This window comes from Synechococcales cyanobacterium CNB (genome assembly GCA_030263455.1).
In the GTDB taxonomy this organism is placed as follows: Bacteria; Planctomycetota; Phycisphaerae; order Phycisphaerales; family UBA1924; genus CAADGN01.
On sequence record SZOZ01000001.1, the window covers coordinates 99,698 to 116,378 of the forward strand.

The window sequence follows — 16,681 nt, forward strand, 5'->3', positions numbered from 1 at the left end:
GTCACTTGCCGAACAAGTCGTTCTGTTTGGCAACGCCACCCGCGAGACGTTTGTTGGCCCGCTCTGCCATTTCAGGGTCTATCTCGAATGCGATGCACTTTCGGCCGAGCATCTTGGCGACGACCGCTGACGTTCCGGAGCCCGCGAACGGGTCCAGAATCACCTGCCCGGGCGTGCTGCTCGCGAGCGCCAGCCGCTCGATGAGCCGAACTGGCTTCTGCGTCCTGTGTATCCGGTCCTCCGCGTAGAAGTCGATATCCTGCCAGACGTTCGTCAGGCCCATCTGCGGCTGGAAGACGAACCCCTTGAGGTCGTCGGGGGCCTTGAAGTCGAGCACCGACTCCAGCCGCTCCCACATCTCCGGCGTCGGCACCTGGGCGAGGATGTTCTCGCCCGTGTAAAGCGACCAGACGCCGCCGCCATTGCTCTTGACGCCGAGGCGCGAGTTGATCTCCTTCGCGGACAGGCCGAGCTCCTTCGCGCGGGCGAGAAGCACCTGCCGGATGGCGGGCTTGGCGTCGTAGACGAAGAAGAAGATTGTCTCGGTCGTATTCGGGAACTGCTTGTACGTGCTCGTCTTTCGCCCGGCGATGCACTTGATGCCCTTGTCCACGATGAGCTCCTGCCGGAACTCGAAACCCAGCGAGACGATGTCGTGGAACAGGTACACGAGGTTCCGCACATAGCCAAAGAGGTACAGCGACGCGGATCGCTTGCACACTCGGGCAACCTCCGCGAACCACTCGCGGCACCACGCGCGGTAGTCCTCTTCCGTCCGCCACTTGTAGTCCCACGTCTCGCCGACGACCTTCCAGTACGGAGGGTCGAGGATGACGAGGTCCGCGCAGCGGTCGGGTAACCGCCGGAGGAGGTGTAGGGCGTCGCCCGTCGTAACCCGGCCGTAAAGGTCTTCGGGTACGAGCGGCACGCTCGGCGTATGGCCGCGGTCGGCCTGAACCTCTACCGGAGGCTTCCGGCGGGCGTTGGGGCGAGGGCTGTACTCTCTCTTCGGCTTTGTTTCCGGGGTCAGCATGTGCGGTAAGGATACTGGTGCCGCGGGCGGGGGACACGCTTGCCCGCGGCAATCGGGCAAGATCGCCCGTCCCGTCGTCTGCATGGGGTTGTCGCCACGCGCCGGGAGGCCATCCTTGTTCGCATGGCGACACATCAGGCAACCGGCGCGAGTGGCTTTCTAATCGTGTGGGTATCGGAGGACGGCGAGGCGGTCGGGCTGGCGATCGCCGACGATGCGGCGGCTGTCGTGCGTCACCGAGCGGAGGCGCGGTGGGACTTGCGATTCGCCCGGTGCGCTGCCGAGGTGTACCCGGTCTCCGAGGTGGCCCAGCGGCTCGGCATGCCCGAGAACTCGCCAGCGGCGCGGGTTCTTGAGGCGATGTTCGCCCGCGGCGCGGCATGATGGCGACAGTCCGCCGCCGGTCGTGCCGATGTTGACGGCATGGGTGAAGTTGCCGTGATCTATCGGGTTGTCTTGCTGCCAACTGGGGAGAGCTATACGGGTTCGTACGCCCACCCGACCGGCCTGATTCCGGAGTCCGGTGTCGGGCTGCCGCCCGGGAAGAGAGGCGGGAGGAATCACGGTTGGTGGGACAAGTTCTCTCGCGGACACGACAAGTCCGAGTGTCGGTGGGAGAGGCTCGAAGTCCTAGATGCCGCCAACAAGGACTACGTGCGGGAGCGGCGTGATTGGTGGATTGCGAGAGACCGGCAACTGAACCCCGCTGGCAACCGGAACGGGCCGCGATCCGGCAACGTCGCGGGCTTCCGGTGCTCGCAGGCGGACCGAGTCACAGAGCACCTCAAGAGCCGCCCCGCAAGTGTTGATGACCTCGCCGCCGAGCTTGGCATCACGAGGGAGGACGCCCGAAGGGCGATCTCCTGCATCCGCGCACGCGCCGAGCAGGTCGCCAAAGACGGCAGGCGATACTTCATCCGCGATGCCTCGTGAGCAACGCAACCGTCACAGCCGCCCGAAAGCCGAGAGCCGGGATCGAACCGGCGACCTCATCATTACAAGTGATGCGCTCTACCAGCTGAGCTATCCCGGCGAGGTCTGGACAGTTTACGCACCGTCGGTGCCCGTGGCGCGGAGCGGCCGCCCGTCGGCGTCCACCTTGACCTTCGCCAGCAGGAATGCCGCCACCCGCTCGACGCAGCCGCGGAGGTGCTCGTCGCTGGGCCGCTGGTACCCCTCCGTGACGTCCTGCTCGGGCAGGACGTGGTTCATCAGCACCTTGGTCTCGAACAGGCCGACTCCCGCCTCGCGGCAGGCGCTCGCGAACGTGTCGCGCAGCCGGTGCGGCGACGGGAGGTACCGCTCCTTCCGGAGGTCGTCGGCCTCGCCCTTGATGTAGCGGTACTCCTTCTGCTCTTTGACGTGCGTTACCCGGCCCTCGCGGTCCCGAGACGGGAACGCCCAGCCCTGATCCGACGAGAAGTACCGAAGGTTGTCCAGCCGCCGCTTCGCGAGCATCGCCAGCGCGAACCGGCACAGCGGGATTGTGAACGCGCGGTCAACGCCGCCCTTCGGCCGCGGCCGGTGCAGCGTGCCAGCGTCGAAGTCCACATCCGACCACCGGATCGTCTTGGCGTCGCCGCTGCGGAGCCCTGTGAGCAGCGTGAGGATGTGCAGGTCGCGCCGGACGGGATTCTCGATGCCCTGCACCTTCTCCCACCACCCGGGGAGCTCGGCCCACGGGATCGGCGAGCGCTTGCGCCGCTGGGCGTTGAACTCGACCGCCTCGACCGGGTTGGGCGGTAGGTCGGGGTGCAGCTTCCGGGCGCTGTTGTACGCGGCCCGGAGGATGCGCATGGCGCTGTTCGCCACCACCGGGCCGTGGTCGGCGGACACCTTGCGGTGCCGCGTGACACAGTCCGTCCGGGTGATGCCGACGAGCGGCCGCGAGCGCCAGTCGGGCATGTACCGATCGACGAGCTCGCCCATAGTGTCCATCGACCGCTGGGCGCACCCCTTGGCCTTCATGCGGAGGACGTGCTCGGTGATGGCTTGGTCGAGCGTGTACCGCTCCCACTCCGTCCGCCGCTGCCGGGCCTCCTGCTCGCGCCGCCTCGCCCGCGGGTCGATGCCCTTGTCCATGTCAACGAGCAGTTCCCGCGCCCGCTTCCTCGCCTGATCCGGCACCCAGGTGGGGTAGCGGCCGATGTTCTCGCGCACCGTCGTGCCGCCGATGTCCTTCTGGGCGATGAAGCTCTTGGTGGTGCGGCTCGCGAGGAGCCCGAAGCCCGGTAACTCCGAGTCCCAGTAGATTCGCTGACGCACGGGCTTGCCGCGCGCGTTGACCTCGCCCGGCTCCGGGCACCTGCACCGCCGCTCGACCGAGTCCGCCGTGAGCTTGAACCTGTCCGACATCGCCGCCGCTCCTTCCGGTTGAGAAAGGTCTGAGTAAGGTCGGCATGGAGCGCCACCGGGGTTAGCCGGGGAGCACCAAACCGCTCTAACTGTGCGGCAGAGGGGGTCGAGGACAACCGCGGGTCTCTGGTACCCTTGGACGCTACGATTTGTAAACCACAGGTCCCCGGTTCGAATCCGGGCGGCGGCTTTCGGCCGCTGAGGGTGTGCGTCCCTCGTGGCGGGGGTGTGCAGGATCGTTGCTGTGCAATCCGGGATGGCTTCGTGGAGCGCACCGGTCATCGGGTCGCTCTTCCTTGCCCTTCGGCCCGGGATACGCTATTTTGTACCTCCCACCCCGGGTGTGAAACCTCGGGGTGGAGTGCAGGGCGTGTACCGAAGTGGCCAAACGGGACAGACTGTAAATCTGTTGGCTTATGCCTTCGCTGGTTCGAATCCAGCCGCGCCCATCGGATCGTTTCGCAGCGTTTCGCACAGTTCCGCATCTTCTCGCGCAACGCTCGCGTCAACAAGGCTTTCCGATGATTCGTGCGGATCGGTGCGAACCGACGCGGGTTGGTGCTGCGCCGCATTTTGCGCGCAAAGTGCGCTGCATGCTGCGCCGCTTTGCTCGATGCCCGCCGCAAGGTCGAAGTGAGCATCGCGTGTTTGCAGGTAGTGCCGGGCCGCGATCAATGGGGAGTGACCACCAACAACGAACAGCAGCAGATCGAGATCGAGGTCGGCCCGCAGCCGGGCGAGGTCCGGGTGTACGGCATCGACGGGATTCCGAGCGGCACGCTCTTTACCGGCGTGACGGCCATCGATCTGACCACGGGCCGCGCGCAGGACTACGTGGAGTTCCGCGTCTACGCCACCGTGATCCCCGGCATCCGCGTCGACACGGGGGCGGGCAACTCGGATGTGAAGTTCATCTACTTTCTGCCCTTCTCCGTCGCTCCGGTCGTGAGCGACGTGGAGGTCGTCGGGAACGCGGCCAACGACTTCCTGAAGATCGTCGCCGACCAGCCCGGTGCGATGAAGCCTTACCTCGATGGTGGTCCCGGTTACGACGAGGCGATCGGCTTCGGCACGATCGTGAACGTCGAGAAGATCAACTGATCGACCGCCGCTCATCCTCCCAGGCCCGCGTGCCGGCGCTCCCGGTACGCGGGCCTGTTCGTGTGCGGCTCATCTGCAATACGGTTTGCCCACAGGAACGTGCCATTCCAGCCCGTGCTCTTGTCGAGTGGGTCGTCGTGACCGTCTTCCTGCGCCGTCACGGCGGGGAGGCGCGGATAGCCGGTGATTTCACCTCGGTCAGTCCGGGGTGGCGGGGCACGTTCCGCAGTCGTTGCAGTCGGCTTCATCCGAAGCCGTACCGCCGATCAGCGGCTGCACGATGCGGCGAGAGGGTGCGATGCCCGTCGCCGAGCGTTCGACGGCCGTCCAGCACCTGAGAGAACCGGCGACGCGGCCCAATGCTGCCAGCGCCTCAGCCTCCATGCCTCGCGCGTTTCGCATCGCGGCCATCGCGCGTTCCTCCGCCCTGCGGGCGAACGTCGGCAACCACCAGACCGCGTGATCGTGGAGGAAGAGCCTCAGAGCGTCGGCGCACACTTCGGTGTGTTCGCGAGCGGCATCTTCGGGATCGCTCTTCCGGGAGTCGCAGAGTTTCGTCAGCATGACGCAGACAAAGCCCACGATGAACTGCGCGTGGTCGTGGCGCCGGGGGTGCGAGCCGTCGGGCCAGACGCCGAAGGCGCGGTAGAACCCGCCGAGGTCCGCCATGTGTTGGGCGCGCGTCGCGGCATCGTGCGAAGGGAGATACTCGGTCTCGCAGGGCGGGCAGTCCTGAGAGACGACATGACCGAGCACCCGGCGCAAGGCTCCAGTGCGAGCGTTGCCGGGGAGAGCGAGCCATGCCGACAGGGCGTTCGGGTCGATCTCTCTGGGCGATCGCTCGTTCAGGCTGAGGCTGCCACCCGGGAGCCCGGCAAACTCCTCTCTGAGCGTATCCCATGCCGCGGAGATGGTCGTGAGCGTTCCGGGGTCTGGCGTTGGACACGGCGGTTCGCTGAAGGCGTCGGCGAGCGACACGGCCGCGATGCGGCGAACGTGGAGCAACGCCGGGTCCATCGAGAGTGGGGAAGCGATCGTTGCCGCGTTCATGGTAACCTCGTTCAGATTGAGTTGGCGTGCTGCTTCGGGCGTTCGAAGATCGGCTCCTCGATCGTGATGCGTACGATCTCGGCGTTGAAGTCGTTGAAGCCGATCACCGTGTCGTTGAAGACCTCCTGCGCCTTCGTCGAGCCGTCCGGCATGGTGACGGGGATCTCCGCGACCTTCGGCCCCTTCTCGATCTCGAAGCGAGAGATGATCTGCTGCGTCGTTCGGAAGAGCTGCAGAACGGCCAGCAGTTCGCGGTCCGGGCAGGCGTACTGCTCGAGCGAGCGCTGAACGCCAGGCCCGAACATCTGCTCCAGATAACCGCGCGGCACCCAGCGCGGCGGGATGTAGTAGCCGTTCGGCTCGGTCCCGAACTGCGGATAGAGCGGCAGCGCGATCTGCCGCTCACGAACGAGGTAGTAGATCGGGTTCGCCGGCTCGTGCTTCCATGTGCCGTCGTCGCCGATGTTCACCAGCCCTTGCAGCCTGATCTTGCCCGGGCACGAGGTCATGCAGCGTGTCTCTGCCGGCTCGCCGTCGGGGCTGATGAGTTGGTCCTTGCCCTCGAGGCGCGGGTAGCACGCGACGCACTTCTCGCTGGTGCCCGTGGTCGAGCGGAACATGGCTTTCTTGTACGGGCACGCCTCGACGCACTTCTGGTAGCCGTTGCACCGCGACTGGTCGATGAGCACCACGCCGTCCTCGGGTCGCTTGTAGACCGCCTGCCGGGGGCAGGCCGCGAGGCACGCCGGGTAGGTGCAGTGATTGCAAAGCCGCGCGAGGTAGAAGAACCAGACCTTGTGCTCCGGGAGGCGTTCGCCGGCGGGCAGGTCGCCGCCGGTGCAGCGGGCGTGGTCTTCGAAGATGTTCGGCGCGGCCCACTCGTCTGCGGTCGGCAAGTATCCGAGTGCGGTCTTGGGGCCGTCCGGTCCGGCGTAGTTCGTCGCTGCCTCGAAGATCGTCTTGCCATCGAACCGGCCGAAGGGCGACTGCGCCGATCGCTCCGCGGTCGAGTTCCAGACCTGTCGCCCTGGGTTCGCCTTCTCGAGCAGCGTCAGGAGCTTGGCGTCCCAGAATCGCGGATAGCCGCCGAAGGGCTTGGTCTCGACGTTGTTCCACCACATGTGCTCTTGGCCGCGCCCGAAGGTCCACGTGCTCCGGCACGCCATCGAGCAGGTCTGGCAGGCGATGCAGCGGTTGATGTTGAACACGAAGGCGAACTGACGGCGCGGGTGCGCCTCCTCGTAGGGGAAGCTCATCGGTCGTCCGATGTGCCAGTTGTAGACGGTCGGCATGGTCACGCTCCTTGCCTGCTGTGGTGCTCGGTGGGCTTGCCGGTGGTGGCGTGGATGGTCAGGTCCGCCGGTGTGAAACGATCGTGCCGCTCGACGACGCGCAGCGTGCACGTGCCCACGCGCGAAGCAGCCTCCGCGATCACGCTTTCAACGCGGGCCGGGCCCATGGCGCACAGCGCGGCGTGCAGGCCCTGGTACTCGCCGTCGCGGGCCATCCGGCGCAGTTCCTCGGGTGTCAGTCCCGTCATGAGCAGTTCCTCGACGAGGCACCGCAGCATGAGGCCCGTGTCGCCGAACACCACGCCGCCTTCGAGCGACATCGGGTGCTCCGGCTCGACGGGCCGAAGGCTCGGGTGGACGGCGTGGGAGTCGTGTTCGTGGTGGTGCCGCATGGCGAGTCCTTTCAGGCGCCGCGTATGGTGGTGAGTGAACCGAGCAGGTACGCGTCGTTCACCGGCGTTTCGGCGGTCGGGCCGAACTCGGCGTTGCCCGGTGCCCATGCGCCGACGCCGCCCAGCCCGCCGTCCTCGGCCTTGACGATCCGCACCAGCGTCTCCTTCGGCACGGTGTTGATGGCGTGGTTGTCGGCCTCGCCGCCGAAGATGAATGCCATCGTGCCCTTGGCCTTGTGGAAGAGCGTGTCGGTCTGGTGCATGGGCATCAGCCAGTTGCGAGTCAGCGACTGGTGCCCGCCGTATCGCAGCGTGGACTGGTACCCGGTGCCCTTCGAGAGCGCCATGCCGTCGGGTCGGCTCTCGTGCGCCTGCACGCTCCGCTCGGTAGCGATCCAGGGCGAGTGCTTCATCATCACAACGCCGCGCGGCCAGGCGGGGTTTACCGTCGCGCGCAGCATGCACCTCGAGACACGCAGCAGGAAGGCCGCACGCTCGCGCACCGCGGGATCATCGCTCTTGAGCGCGTCCTGCCAGCCGCGGAACGGCCGGTCCTCCGGGTTCGACTCGATGTAGACATAGTCCCCGTTCGTGATGCCCAGTTCGCGGGCGTCATCCGGATGAATGTGCAACTGGTGCTCGCCCAGCCCGGGCGTGCGCTTGTCCCTGCGCTGCGGGTCGGCGAAGTTGGACTCCCACATCTGCGTCCACTCGGTCACCGCCCACGATGAGTGGACACGGTGGCGGCCCTTGGGGGTGATGCCGTAGAACCGATAGCCCGCTTCCCAGAGCGGGTTTACCGTTCGCTTCACTTCGCTCCACGGCAGGCGAACGTTGCGGATTGTCCGTTGGTCCCAGTGCATGGCCTCGCGCGGCAGGCCGAAGTCGTCCGGGCGGATCAAGGGGTTCGACGACACGATGACGTTCGGCAGGTACGGCGTCGCCTCGGGGCCTTCGCGGTGGACGACGAAGTTCTCGCCGTGGCGGATGGCCTCGGGGATGTCGCAGTAGGCGTTGAGGCGGCCCGTGTCCGTCCAGAAGGGAAGGTCGTCATGCACGTTCTCGTAGAACGGCATGCGCGGGTACGTGCGGAACAGGAAGAGGCACACGCCCGGCTCGCCGTACTTGCCGTCGATGATGTCGGACACGTTGTAGCCTCGCGTCGTGGTCGAGGCGTCAAGAATCCGTTGGATGTACACGCGCACACCCTCGCGGGGGTCGTCCAGCACGAACCGCCAGTAGTCGGCGAATCGCGAGTCGCCGACTTCGCGTCCGAGCGCCTCAGCGGACTCGGCAAGGATGCGGACGTCGTCTCGTCCGTCGTGCACCGGGTCGATCCCGCCGCGCCAGACCTGGAGGAAGGGGTTGCTGCACGAGCCGGTCATTTCCCACGTCTGGAACTCGGGCCATGAGAGGGCCGGAAGGATGATGTCGGAGTACTCGCAGGTCGAGTTGAGTTCGATGTCCTGCGCGACGATGCAGTCGATCTTCGGGTTCACGTTGAAGAACATGTCGTAGGCGTGCTTCGCATTGTTGAAGAGATTAACGTTCGTGAACCAGAGGAACTTCGTCGGAGAGGGCATGTGGGTCTTGCCGGTCAGGCAGACCCGGCCGTGCTTCGGCGTCTGCACGATCAGCGGCCGCTCGCCGTGGTTCCAGTAGGCAGGCTCTTCGTCCTTCGTGCGTTTGACGGGCTTGATCGTTCCGCCGTCGGTCTTTGGGTCGAGGTCGGGCGCGAAGGGATCCTCGTTCAGGTACGCGCCCAGGCCCGCGCCGACGCCCTTCGCTCCCTGGAACAGCGCGGCCTTGTAGTTGCCGGCCCACGTGTGGCACCCGGTCCCAGGCTTGCCGATCGCGCCCGCCAGCATGAGCGGCAGATAGAACGCACGGTTGGCGAGCGTCGCGTGGAACCAGTGGTTGATCCCTTCGCCGATGTGGATTGCCACACCGCGGCCGCTGCCGGCGGTCTCCCAGATCTCCCGTGCGAGCCGCTCGATGAGCGAACGATCGCCGCCGGTGATCTCGACGACCGTGTCGAGGTCGTAGTCGCGCAGGTGGATGCGGTAGGCATCCCAGAGCGTCATCGCTTCGACCTCGGACCCGTCGGCGAGGCGCAGCGTTCCGGTCCATGACAGGCGAGGCCTGATGCCGGAGCCTTCCATCCGCTTGCCGATCTGGTCGCGCGTGATCGCCCGAGGCTCTCCCGTCTGCGCATCGATCACGACGAAATCGTGCCCGATCTTCGTGTACTGTTCGTCGGTGATGTTCTGGTCGCGGTACGACGGCCCGTCGCGGCTCAGGCCGGGCTGGTAGCCCGGGAAGACGTCAGCGGCCCGCACCCGACGCAGCGTGTCGGTCCGCACGAGCAGCGGGAAGTCGGTGAACTTCTCGACGAAATCGCGATCGAACCAGCCGTTGTCGATCATCAGTCGTGTGACGCCGAGGAAGAGAGCGGTGTCGGTGACGCCGGGGCGCACGCGGATCCAGTAGTCCGCCTTGGTCACGCCGGGCGCGTATTCGGGCAGGACCATGACGATCCGTCCGCCTCGCTCCATCAACTCGATGAAGAAGTGCGCCTCGGCCATCTTGTTCTCGACGAAGTTCGTGCCCACCGAAACGTGCAGCCCGGCATTGCGCAGGTCGTTCAGGTCGATGTCCGAGGTTTGCAGCCCGTGCACGAACGGCATCCCCGGCGCCTGGTCGCCGTGCCAGGTGTAGTTCGACCAGGTGCGCCCGCCGAGCGCATCGCCCGATGCCACGCCGCGCACGTGCTGGTCGAGCAGCGCGAGCATGTTGGACCACCGGTAGATGCCGTACTTGCCCATGACACCGAGCAGGCCCATCCCGCCGCGGAGTTTGAAGCATCGGGTGCCCGCGCCGTGCGTCTCATCGATCATCTCCGGCTCGTAGCCGTCCGTACGAAGCCGGCGTGCGCCGTCCTCGCCGCTGTAGGTCCGCGCGATCGCGACGGCGGCCTTCGCGTGATAGCGGTAGACCTCCTCCCACGTCACGCTGACGAACTCGTCGTCGCCGCGCGTCGTGAACTTGTACTCGTCGCGCAGGGCGGGGTTGTCCGAGAGTGAGGGGAAGCCGTCGTCCGCCCAGCGCTTCCAGCCCTTGCGGATGAGCGGCCCCGTCAGCCGGTGCGGCCCGTAGACGCGCCGCTGCATCTGGTAGCCCTTGGCGCACCCGCGCGGGTTCCACGCGGCAGTCGCGCGGTTGCCGTAGAGGTCGCCCACACGCTGCGTCTCGTAGTTCTGCTCCGCGCGCACGAACACGCCGTTGCGGACGAACGCGCGCAGCCGACAGTTCGCGGTGTCGTTCGGGGCGCAGACGAACGTGAACGTCCGGTCGAAGGCGTACTGATCGCGGTAGACGCGCTCCCAGTCACGCATCGGGTAGTGCTTCAGCGGATTGTCCACGCCCGGGCCTGCGACGAACCCGCCCAGCCCCGGCCGCCAGGCGAGCGATACCGCGCCGGACGCCATCGCGGCCTGCAGGAACCGCCGCCGCGTGACGCCGATGCCGTCGTTCATCGGGGGTTCTTCGTTGCGCATCGAGTTGCTCCCGCTAGCGGCCGCCGGCTGCCTCGCCGGTGGAGGGTTCGATCACGAGCCAGTGCCATCCCGAGACCAGCTTCACGCCCGCGCGGTCGCCGCGCGAACCGTCCCACACCGCGAACGCCACGGGCACGCGGCGCGGCGTCATGAGGTCAATGTCGCTCTCATCCCCGGTCGAGAGTGTCCGGAACGCCGTCACGAACCACCGCCCGTTTGCCCATAGCGCGGACGCGTTCGTGTGCTGCAGGCTGGGGGGTTGATAAGTGAGGGTGCCGAAGCCGAGCGCGTTCGCTTCCAGAACGGCGTGCCGCACGATCGAGGCATCGGCGTGCGGATTGCCGGCTCGCGTGGCCGCCAGGTTGTACGGGTCGAGCAGCCGCAGGTCGTCGCCGCGAGCGGACGCCAGCGAGGCGATCGGCGCGCTACTCGGCGCGGGTGCGAACAGGTAATAGCCGTCGCCTTCCAACGTTCGCGGATCGGTTGCGTCGTGCCGCCGCCCCGTCGATGTGTCGTACTGGCGGCTTGCCTTCCACTGCCAGACGTTCACCGGCGACGCGGGCGTATAGCCCGGCACCTCGACACCCATCGGCAAGGGAGCGACCTCGTCTCCCATAGCGAACATCACCGCGGCGGCGTCCGGGAAGTCGCCGGAGTCGTGGTCCACGTCGCACGTCGCGTCGTTCCACACGAGCCTGAACGCGACACGATCGCCCGCCCGCAACGCCGCGACGCTCACGCTCCTGATCGGCTCGGGTCGCTGCCACAAGGGGCGGAGTGAGATGCTTGTCTCGCGGACGCCGCGCCACGCCGGATGTGCCGGGTCGTCGAACATCACCGGGTCCGGCTCCTGTGCGAGCACGATCTCCGCGCCTGAGTTCGCGGCTGTTTCCGCGGGCGGCGGGGCAAGGCTCATCACATACGCCACCAACGCCCATGCCTTGCGATGACCGGTCGGCGAGTCGCGCTGCCCTTCGAAGAGCATGTCCGCATACGACGGCATGGGCGTGCCGGGCACGCCATTGACGATCACTCGGTACAGGTCCTCCGGGGTTGAACCGGCCTTGTACTGTCCCGAAGCGAGGTTCGCGGGATGGATGGGCCTGCCGAGCGAGTCCACCAGCCCCTCCATCGCGGCCCCGTCGCCGTAGCCCTTCTCACCGTGGCACGTCACGCATCCCATCGAGCGGAACAGGCTCGATCCGTAGGTCGCCAACCCCACGGTGAACTCGGGCACCTTGACGGCGATCAACGGGCCGCGCGCGGCCGGTGTCGGCACATCGCTCCCCAGATCGTGCACATACTGCGCGATACCCCGGATCTCTGGCTCCGTCAGCACTCCACCGAAACCCGGCATCGAGCTGCGCGGCATCCCCTCGCGGATCGTCCGCGTGATCGCGTCGAGTATCCGGTCTTCGCCTGCTCCCGTCGCCGCGAATCGCATCGGGCTGTCACTGAACGCCCTCGGCTTGGGGTAGAGGTGCTGGCCGGCAGGCCCGTCGCCGTGCCCTTCGGGACCGTGACAGGCCGCGCAGTGGCGGACGTAGAGCGTCCTGGCTGCTTCGGCGTCTATCGGGTGCGCGACGGCCATGGACTTGGCCGGCCCTGCCTCCTCGCGGCTCGTGCAACCCGCGAGCGCCAGCGCGCCGAGCAATGCGAGCACGAGTGCGGTTCCGACGGAAGCGGAGGGCAGTCGGACCGGCCGTTCAGGGTCAGGATGCCTTCTGTGTTTCGTCATGCGTGCTCCCGTCGTCATCAGCAGATATACAGAGCCTCATGTCCTGATTGCCATGAAACGTCCTCTGCAGAGCCTTGTCAAGAGGCCTGGCCTGCAACAATATCCAAACAAATACCAGACTATTTCTGCTCGCGTCCTAACCGGGTCGATCAGGCAGCGGCATGATCCCGACCGCGTTCACCGGTGCTGGGCACACCGCGTGGCAGACGCCGCATCCGGTGCAGACCGACTCCACGACGCTCGGGCGTCCCTGCTCGAGCGTGATCGCACCCGCAACAGGGCACCGTTCCGAGCAGACAGTGCAGAAACTCCCCATCCAGGCGAGGCAGTTCATCCGGTCGATCCACGCCGTTGCCATCTTCAAGGGTCGACCGGTTTGAAGCACACCCGGCTCGCACGCGGCGATGCACGGCGTGTCGGCACACATGACGCACGCCTGCGTATGGGGGTCGATCATCGGCGTTCCCGCCGCTTCGCGAAATCGCGCCGGCGCGAGCACGATCGCACCCACAGGGCACGCCTCGATGCACGCCCCGCAGCGCGTGCATCCGGCAAGAAACTCCGCTTCCGGTACCGCGCCGGGCGGGCGATGCACAGGGAGCGGTACTCGGCGCGGCGGTTCCGACTCTCCGCCCGAGCCGAGTGACGGTGATGCACCACGAGCGCCAAGACGCCCACGAAGCAAGTCGCGACGCGAGATGTCCCGCGGCTCATTCATCGCGTCGCATCACGGCCGCGGCGGAGTGAACACGCGAAGCAACTCTTCGCCGAACGTCGGCGAGAGTTGGTCGAGGCTGGCCGCCGGGGCGTGGCATTGCACGCAGTTCGTGCGGTCGAGGTGGTCGGGCTTCCACCCGTCGTACCCGTGCTCGCCGTGGCAACTCACGCAGTTCGTCCGCATGAAGGTCGTGTGGGGGATGACCGGTGGAGCGCCCGCCCATGCCCGGGTGCTCCCGTACCCGCTTGGGCGAAGACCCTCGAACGAGTTTCGCGGTCCGCCACCGTCGCCCAGGAACATGCCCGCGGCCTCAACGTGGCACTGCGTGCAGTTCGTCAGGTGCGTGTGCGACGCCATCCGCGCGATCTGTTCACCGGCACGCAGCCCTTGGGCATGGCAGGCGCGGCAGGCCTGGTACTTCAACTCGCCTACAGGGTGGGGGATGACCGGCGGCGCGCCCTCGTACGCTCGGAGGGTGGCACGTTCCTCCATCGAGCGCACGCGGGCGGTGAACTTGTCGTCCGTATTCCCAGGATTCGCGCGGTCGGCGGGCACGACGTTCGCTGCGGGCTGCGAGAGGAGCCACGGCGTGCTGGCCATCGGGGCGGCGCGGTCATCGCCCGTGGTCTGCAAGGGGAGGACGCTCCGTGCGCCAGTCGTCGCAGACGCGAGCGCCACCGCCGCGCCGAGGCCGGCGACGAAACCCGTCCACGCAATCTCTCCGCGGTATCGCCTGCGCGGGTGTCCGCGTGACATGGTCACCTCCTACGTCTTGCGCACGATGGCGACTGCGCACTTCTTGTAGTCCGGCTGGCGGGAGTATGGGTCGTATTCGTCCAGCGTGACGAGGTTGATCAGCCGGCCTTCGTCGAAGAACGGCACAAAGACCTCGCCCGGCTTCGGGTCGCCGCGTCCGCCGATCCAGACGGGCAGGTCGATCTCGCCTCGCCGGCTCTTCACGGCAACGATCTCGCCGTTTCGCACGCCGAGACGGGCCGCATCGTCCGCGTGCATCTCCACGTACGCCATCGGCATGGCGCGGTGCAGTTGCGGGATGCGCCTCGTCATGGTCCCGGTGTGCCAGTGCTCGAGCACGCGACCTGTGCAGAGCCAGAACGGATAGTCAGCGTCCGGCATCTCGGGCGGGAACTCGTGGGGCCGGAACCAGATCAGCGCTCGGTCGTCCTTCGTCACCGAGTGATAGAACTGGAACTCCCTGCCCTTCTCGACGTATGGGTCGTCGAACCCGCTGAAGCGCCAGCGCGTTTCTCGCCACGAGCCATCCGGGTGCCGGACGACGGGCCACCGCAGGCCGCGGGCTTTGACGTATTCCTGGTACGGCGCAAGATCCTTGTGCTTGAGGCGCGTGAAGGGGCGGTACTCCTCGAACATCCGCTCGTCCACGTTCACGTCGTAGTAGTGCTCCCACTCCCAGATCGGAACCTCCCTGCCCGACTTGTCGGTGGTGTGGAAGATCCACCTGCCGTCGCGGTCCTTCATGCCCTCGTGTCCCATGTCGAAGAGCCGCCGCGAGACGGCGATCATCTGCCAGGCGTCGTCGCGTGCGTCTCCCGGCGGCTCCACCATCTTGAACCACTGTTGAGTGCGGCGTTCGCTGTTGCCGTACATCCCGTTCTTCTCGACCCACATCGCGCTGGGCAGCACGAGATCGGCCAGCTCCGTCGTCGCTGTTGGGTACACGTCGGAGACGATGAGGAACTTGTCGGCCAGATCCTTCTTCTTTCGGAAGTTGCGGTAGAGGTTCGGCAGCGTCTGGCCGGGGTTCGTCACCTGCACCCACAGCGTCGTGATGTCGCCGCCGTCGGCCGTCGGCGTGTTGAACCGCTTGAACATTTCGACGGTGTGATGCCCTGGCGTCGGGTTGATGCGACCCTCGGGTACGTTCCACAACTCTTCCGCGTCGCGCCGGTGTTCGGCGTTGGCGATCAGACGGCCGCCGGGCAGCAGGTGGCACAGCGTGCCGACCTCGCGCACCGTGCCGCACGCCGAGGGCTGGCCCGTCAGGCTGGTCGCCGCGTTGCCCGGCGTTCCGAAGTGCCCTGAGAGGAAGTGGATGCCGTGGACGAGACAGTTGATCGCCGTGCCGCGGGTGTGCTGGTTCATGCCCATGCACCAGAGGCTGTTGATCCGCAGGTCGCGCCGCCCGAACATCTCGCCGAGCATGCGGATCTTCTCCGCGGGAACGCCGGACAGTTCCTCGACCTTCTCCGGCGTGTACGGCTCGACGGCCCTTGCGTACTCGTCGAATGTCATCGGCACCCCCAGCATCGCTGGGGGCGAACCGTCCTCCGACCGCGGTCCGAGTTGGCGGAAGTTGCAGTGCTTCTCCACGAAGGCGCGATCGAACGTTCCGTTGCGGATGAGCAGGTGCGCGATGCCGTTGGCGATCGCCAGGTCGCCGTGCGGCTTGAAGAAGAGCACGTGGTCGGCGAACTCGCTCGTGCGCGTGCGGCGCGTCGTCAGGTCGATGATCGTGACCTTTTCGCCCCGTGTGCGACGGTCCACCAGGCGCGAGAACAGCACAGGGTGCATCTCGGCCATGTTGTTGCCCCACATGATGGCCACGTCGCACCGGTCGAGATCGTCGTAACACCCCGGGGGCTCATCGACCCCGAACGTCGAGAGGAAGCCAGTTACGGCGGATGACATGCACAGGCGCGGGTTGCCGTCGATGTGGTTGTTCCCGAGGCCAGCCTTCATGAACTTGTTGCCGATGCAGCCCTCCGCGATCGTCCACTGGCCGGAGCCATAGAGGGCGAACCCCTTCGGGTTCTCGGCGATCTTGTCCGCGATGATCCCGATCGCTTCGTCCCACGAGATCGGCGTCAGTCGGCCGTTCTTGCGGAGCATCGGCCTGGTCAGTCGATCCTCGCCGTAGAGGATCGCTCCGACGTGGTAGCCCTTCACACACAGCAGGCCCTTGTTCACCTCCGCTTTCTGGTCGCCCTGAATGGCGACAACGCGGCCGTTCTCCGTGGCCACCATGACGTGGCAGCCAGTCCCGCAGAACCGGCACGGGGCCTTCTCCCAACGGAGGCCGGACCCCGGAAGGAGCGGCAGGGCGAACGACCGCGTCGTCCCCGCCGCCGCGGCCGTGGCCGCTGCCATCGCAGCCGACTTCACGAACGTGCGCCTGTCAACCGTCAGCATCGTCGGCTCCTTCCTCGCCGCCCCCGAAATCCACGAACGCCACGTCCACGAAACGCACACCGGGCGTGTTCCTCAACGTGGCGAAGACCTCCTCATCCTCGAAGCGGGATCCCGTCTCGACCACGATCGGCAACCGCTCGCCGGCGCGCTCGCCCAGCGTGATCCGGGGATCGCGCTCCAGCACGTGGATCGCGCGCTCCGCCAGCGGCCCGTCACGTTCGAGCGTCAGCACCAGTCCGCTGATGGACACGCGAGGGTCTCCTCTTCTCCATTT

Annotated in this window: 14 protein-coding genes and 2 tRNA genes; 4 read left to right on the top strand and 12 right to left on the bottom strand. The window is 66.8% G+C overall.

From position 1 onward, the window contains the following. Nucleotide 1: 1 nt before the first annotated feature. Nucleotides 2–1,033 (bottom strand): site-specific DNA-methyltransferase, encoded by a 1,032-nt coding sequence (locus FBT69_00435; GenBank protein ID MDL1903268.1) that lies wholly within the window; start codon nt 1,031–1,033, stop codon nt 2–4. Nucleotides 1,034–1,156: 123 nt separating this feature from the next. On the opposite strand from FBT69_00435, the gene FBT69_00440 reads away from it, so the two are divergent. Both FBT69_00440 and FBT69_00445 read left to right on the top strand, forming a co-directional pair. Further along, complete coding sequence (locus FBT69_00440; GenBank protein MDL1903269.1) at nt 1,157–1,417, top strand: hypothetical protein; 261 nt, start codon at nt 1,157–1,159, stop codon at nt 1,415–1,417. A 39-nt stretch (nt 1,418–1,456) separates the two neighbouring features. Beyond that, nucleotides 1,457–1,966 (top strand): hypothetical protein, encoded by a 510-nt coding sequence (locus FBT69_00445; GenBank protein MDL1903270.1) that lies wholly within the window; start codon nt 1,457–1,459, stop codon nt 1,964–1,966. Between the two features lie 27 nt (nt 1,967–1,993). Here FBT69_00445 and FBT69_00450 read toward each other — a convergent pair. Beyond that, a tRNA-Thr gene (locus tag FBT69_00450) sits at nt 1,994–2,066 on the bottom strand. Between the two features lie 14 nt (nt 2,067–2,080). After that, on the bottom strand, nt 2,081–3,670 hold the full coding sequence (locus FBT69_00455; GenBank protein MDL1903271.1) for a DUF4102 domain-containing protein: 1,590 nt from the start codon (nt 3,668–3,670) through the stop codon (nt 2,081–2,083). A gap of 84 nt (nt 3,671–3,754) precedes the next feature. On the opposite strand from FBT69_00455, the gene FBT69_00460 reads away from it, so the two are divergent. Both FBT69_00460 and FBT69_00465 read left to right on the top strand, forming a co-directional pair. After that, nucleotides 3,755–3,837, top strand: a tRNA-Tyr gene (locus FBT69_00460). A gap of 106 nt (nt 3,838–3,943) precedes the next feature. After that, on the top strand, nt 3,944–4,489 hold the full coding sequence (locus FBT69_00465) for a hypothetical protein (protein MDL1903272.1): 546 nt from the start codon (nt 3,944–3,946) through the stop codon (nt 4,487–4,489). 198 nt (nt 4,490–4,687) lie between these two features. Here the strand turns inward: FBT69_00465 and FBT69_00470 are convergent, their stop codons facing one another. The 9 genes from FBT69_00470 to FBT69_00510 form a co-directional block, all read right to left on the bottom strand. Further along, complete coding sequence (locus FBT69_00470; GenBank protein MDL1903273.1) at nt 4,688–5,539, bottom strand: hypothetical protein; 852 nt, start codon at nt 5,537–5,539, stop codon at nt 4,688–4,690. An 11-nt stretch (nt 5,540–5,550) separates the two neighbouring features. After that, the gene (locus FBT69_00475) at nt 5,551–6,831 is read right to left on the bottom strand and encodes a 4Fe-4S dicluster domain-containing protein (GenBank protein MDL1903274.1); all 1,281 of its coding nucleotides are present in this window, start codon (nt 6,829–6,831) and stop codon (nt 5,551–5,553) included. 2 nt (nt 6,832–6,833) lie between these two features. Then, nucleotides 6,834–7,223: a hypothetical protein gene (locus FBT69_00480; GenBank protein MDL1903275.1), complete on the bottom strand. Its 390-nt coding sequence runs from the start codon at nt 7,221–7,223 to the stop codon at nt 6,834–6,836. Nucleotides 7,224–7,234: 11 nt separating this feature from the next. Next, nucleotides 7,235–10,780: a nitrate oxidoreductase subunit alpha gene (locus FBT69_00485; protein ID MDL1903276.1), complete on the bottom strand. Its 3,546-nt coding sequence runs from the start codon at nt 10,778–10,780 to the stop codon at nt 7,235–7,237. Between the two features lie 13 nt (nt 10,781–10,793). Then, a complete protein-coding gene (locus FBT69_00490) occupies nt 10,794–12,536 on the bottom strand; it encodes a c-type cytochrome (GenBank protein ID MDL1903277.1) in 1,743 nt (580 codons plus the stop codon). A gap of 118 nt (nt 12,537–12,654) precedes the next feature. Further along, complete coding sequence (locus FBT69_00495; protein ID MDL1903278.1) at nt 12,655–13,236, bottom strand: 4Fe-4S dicluster domain-containing protein; 582 nt, start codon at nt 13,234–13,236, stop codon at nt 12,655–12,657. A gap of 9 nt (nt 13,237–13,245) precedes the next feature. Continuing rightward, on the bottom strand, nt 13,246–13,992 hold the full coding sequence (locus tag FBT69_00500; protein ID MDL1903279.1) for a hypothetical protein: 747 nt from the start codon (nt 13,990–13,992) through the stop codon (nt 13,246–13,248). A gap of 9 nt (nt 13,993–14,001) precedes the next feature. Continuing rightward, the gene (locus FBT69_00505; GenBank protein MDL1903280.1) at nt 14,002–16,407 is read right to left on the bottom strand and encodes a nitrate reductase; all 2,406 of its coding nucleotides are present in this window, start codon (nt 16,405–16,407) and stop codon (nt 14,002–14,004) included. Beyond that, on the bottom strand, nt 16,394–16,657 hold the full coding sequence (locus tag FBT69_00510) for a hypothetical protein (protein MDL1903281.1): 264 nt from the start codon (nt 16,655–16,657) through the stop codon (nt 16,394–16,396). The genes FBT69_00505 and FBT69_00510 overlap by 14 nt, the downstream gene beginning before the upstream one ends. Nucleotides 16,658–16,681 lie beyond the last annotated feature (24 nt).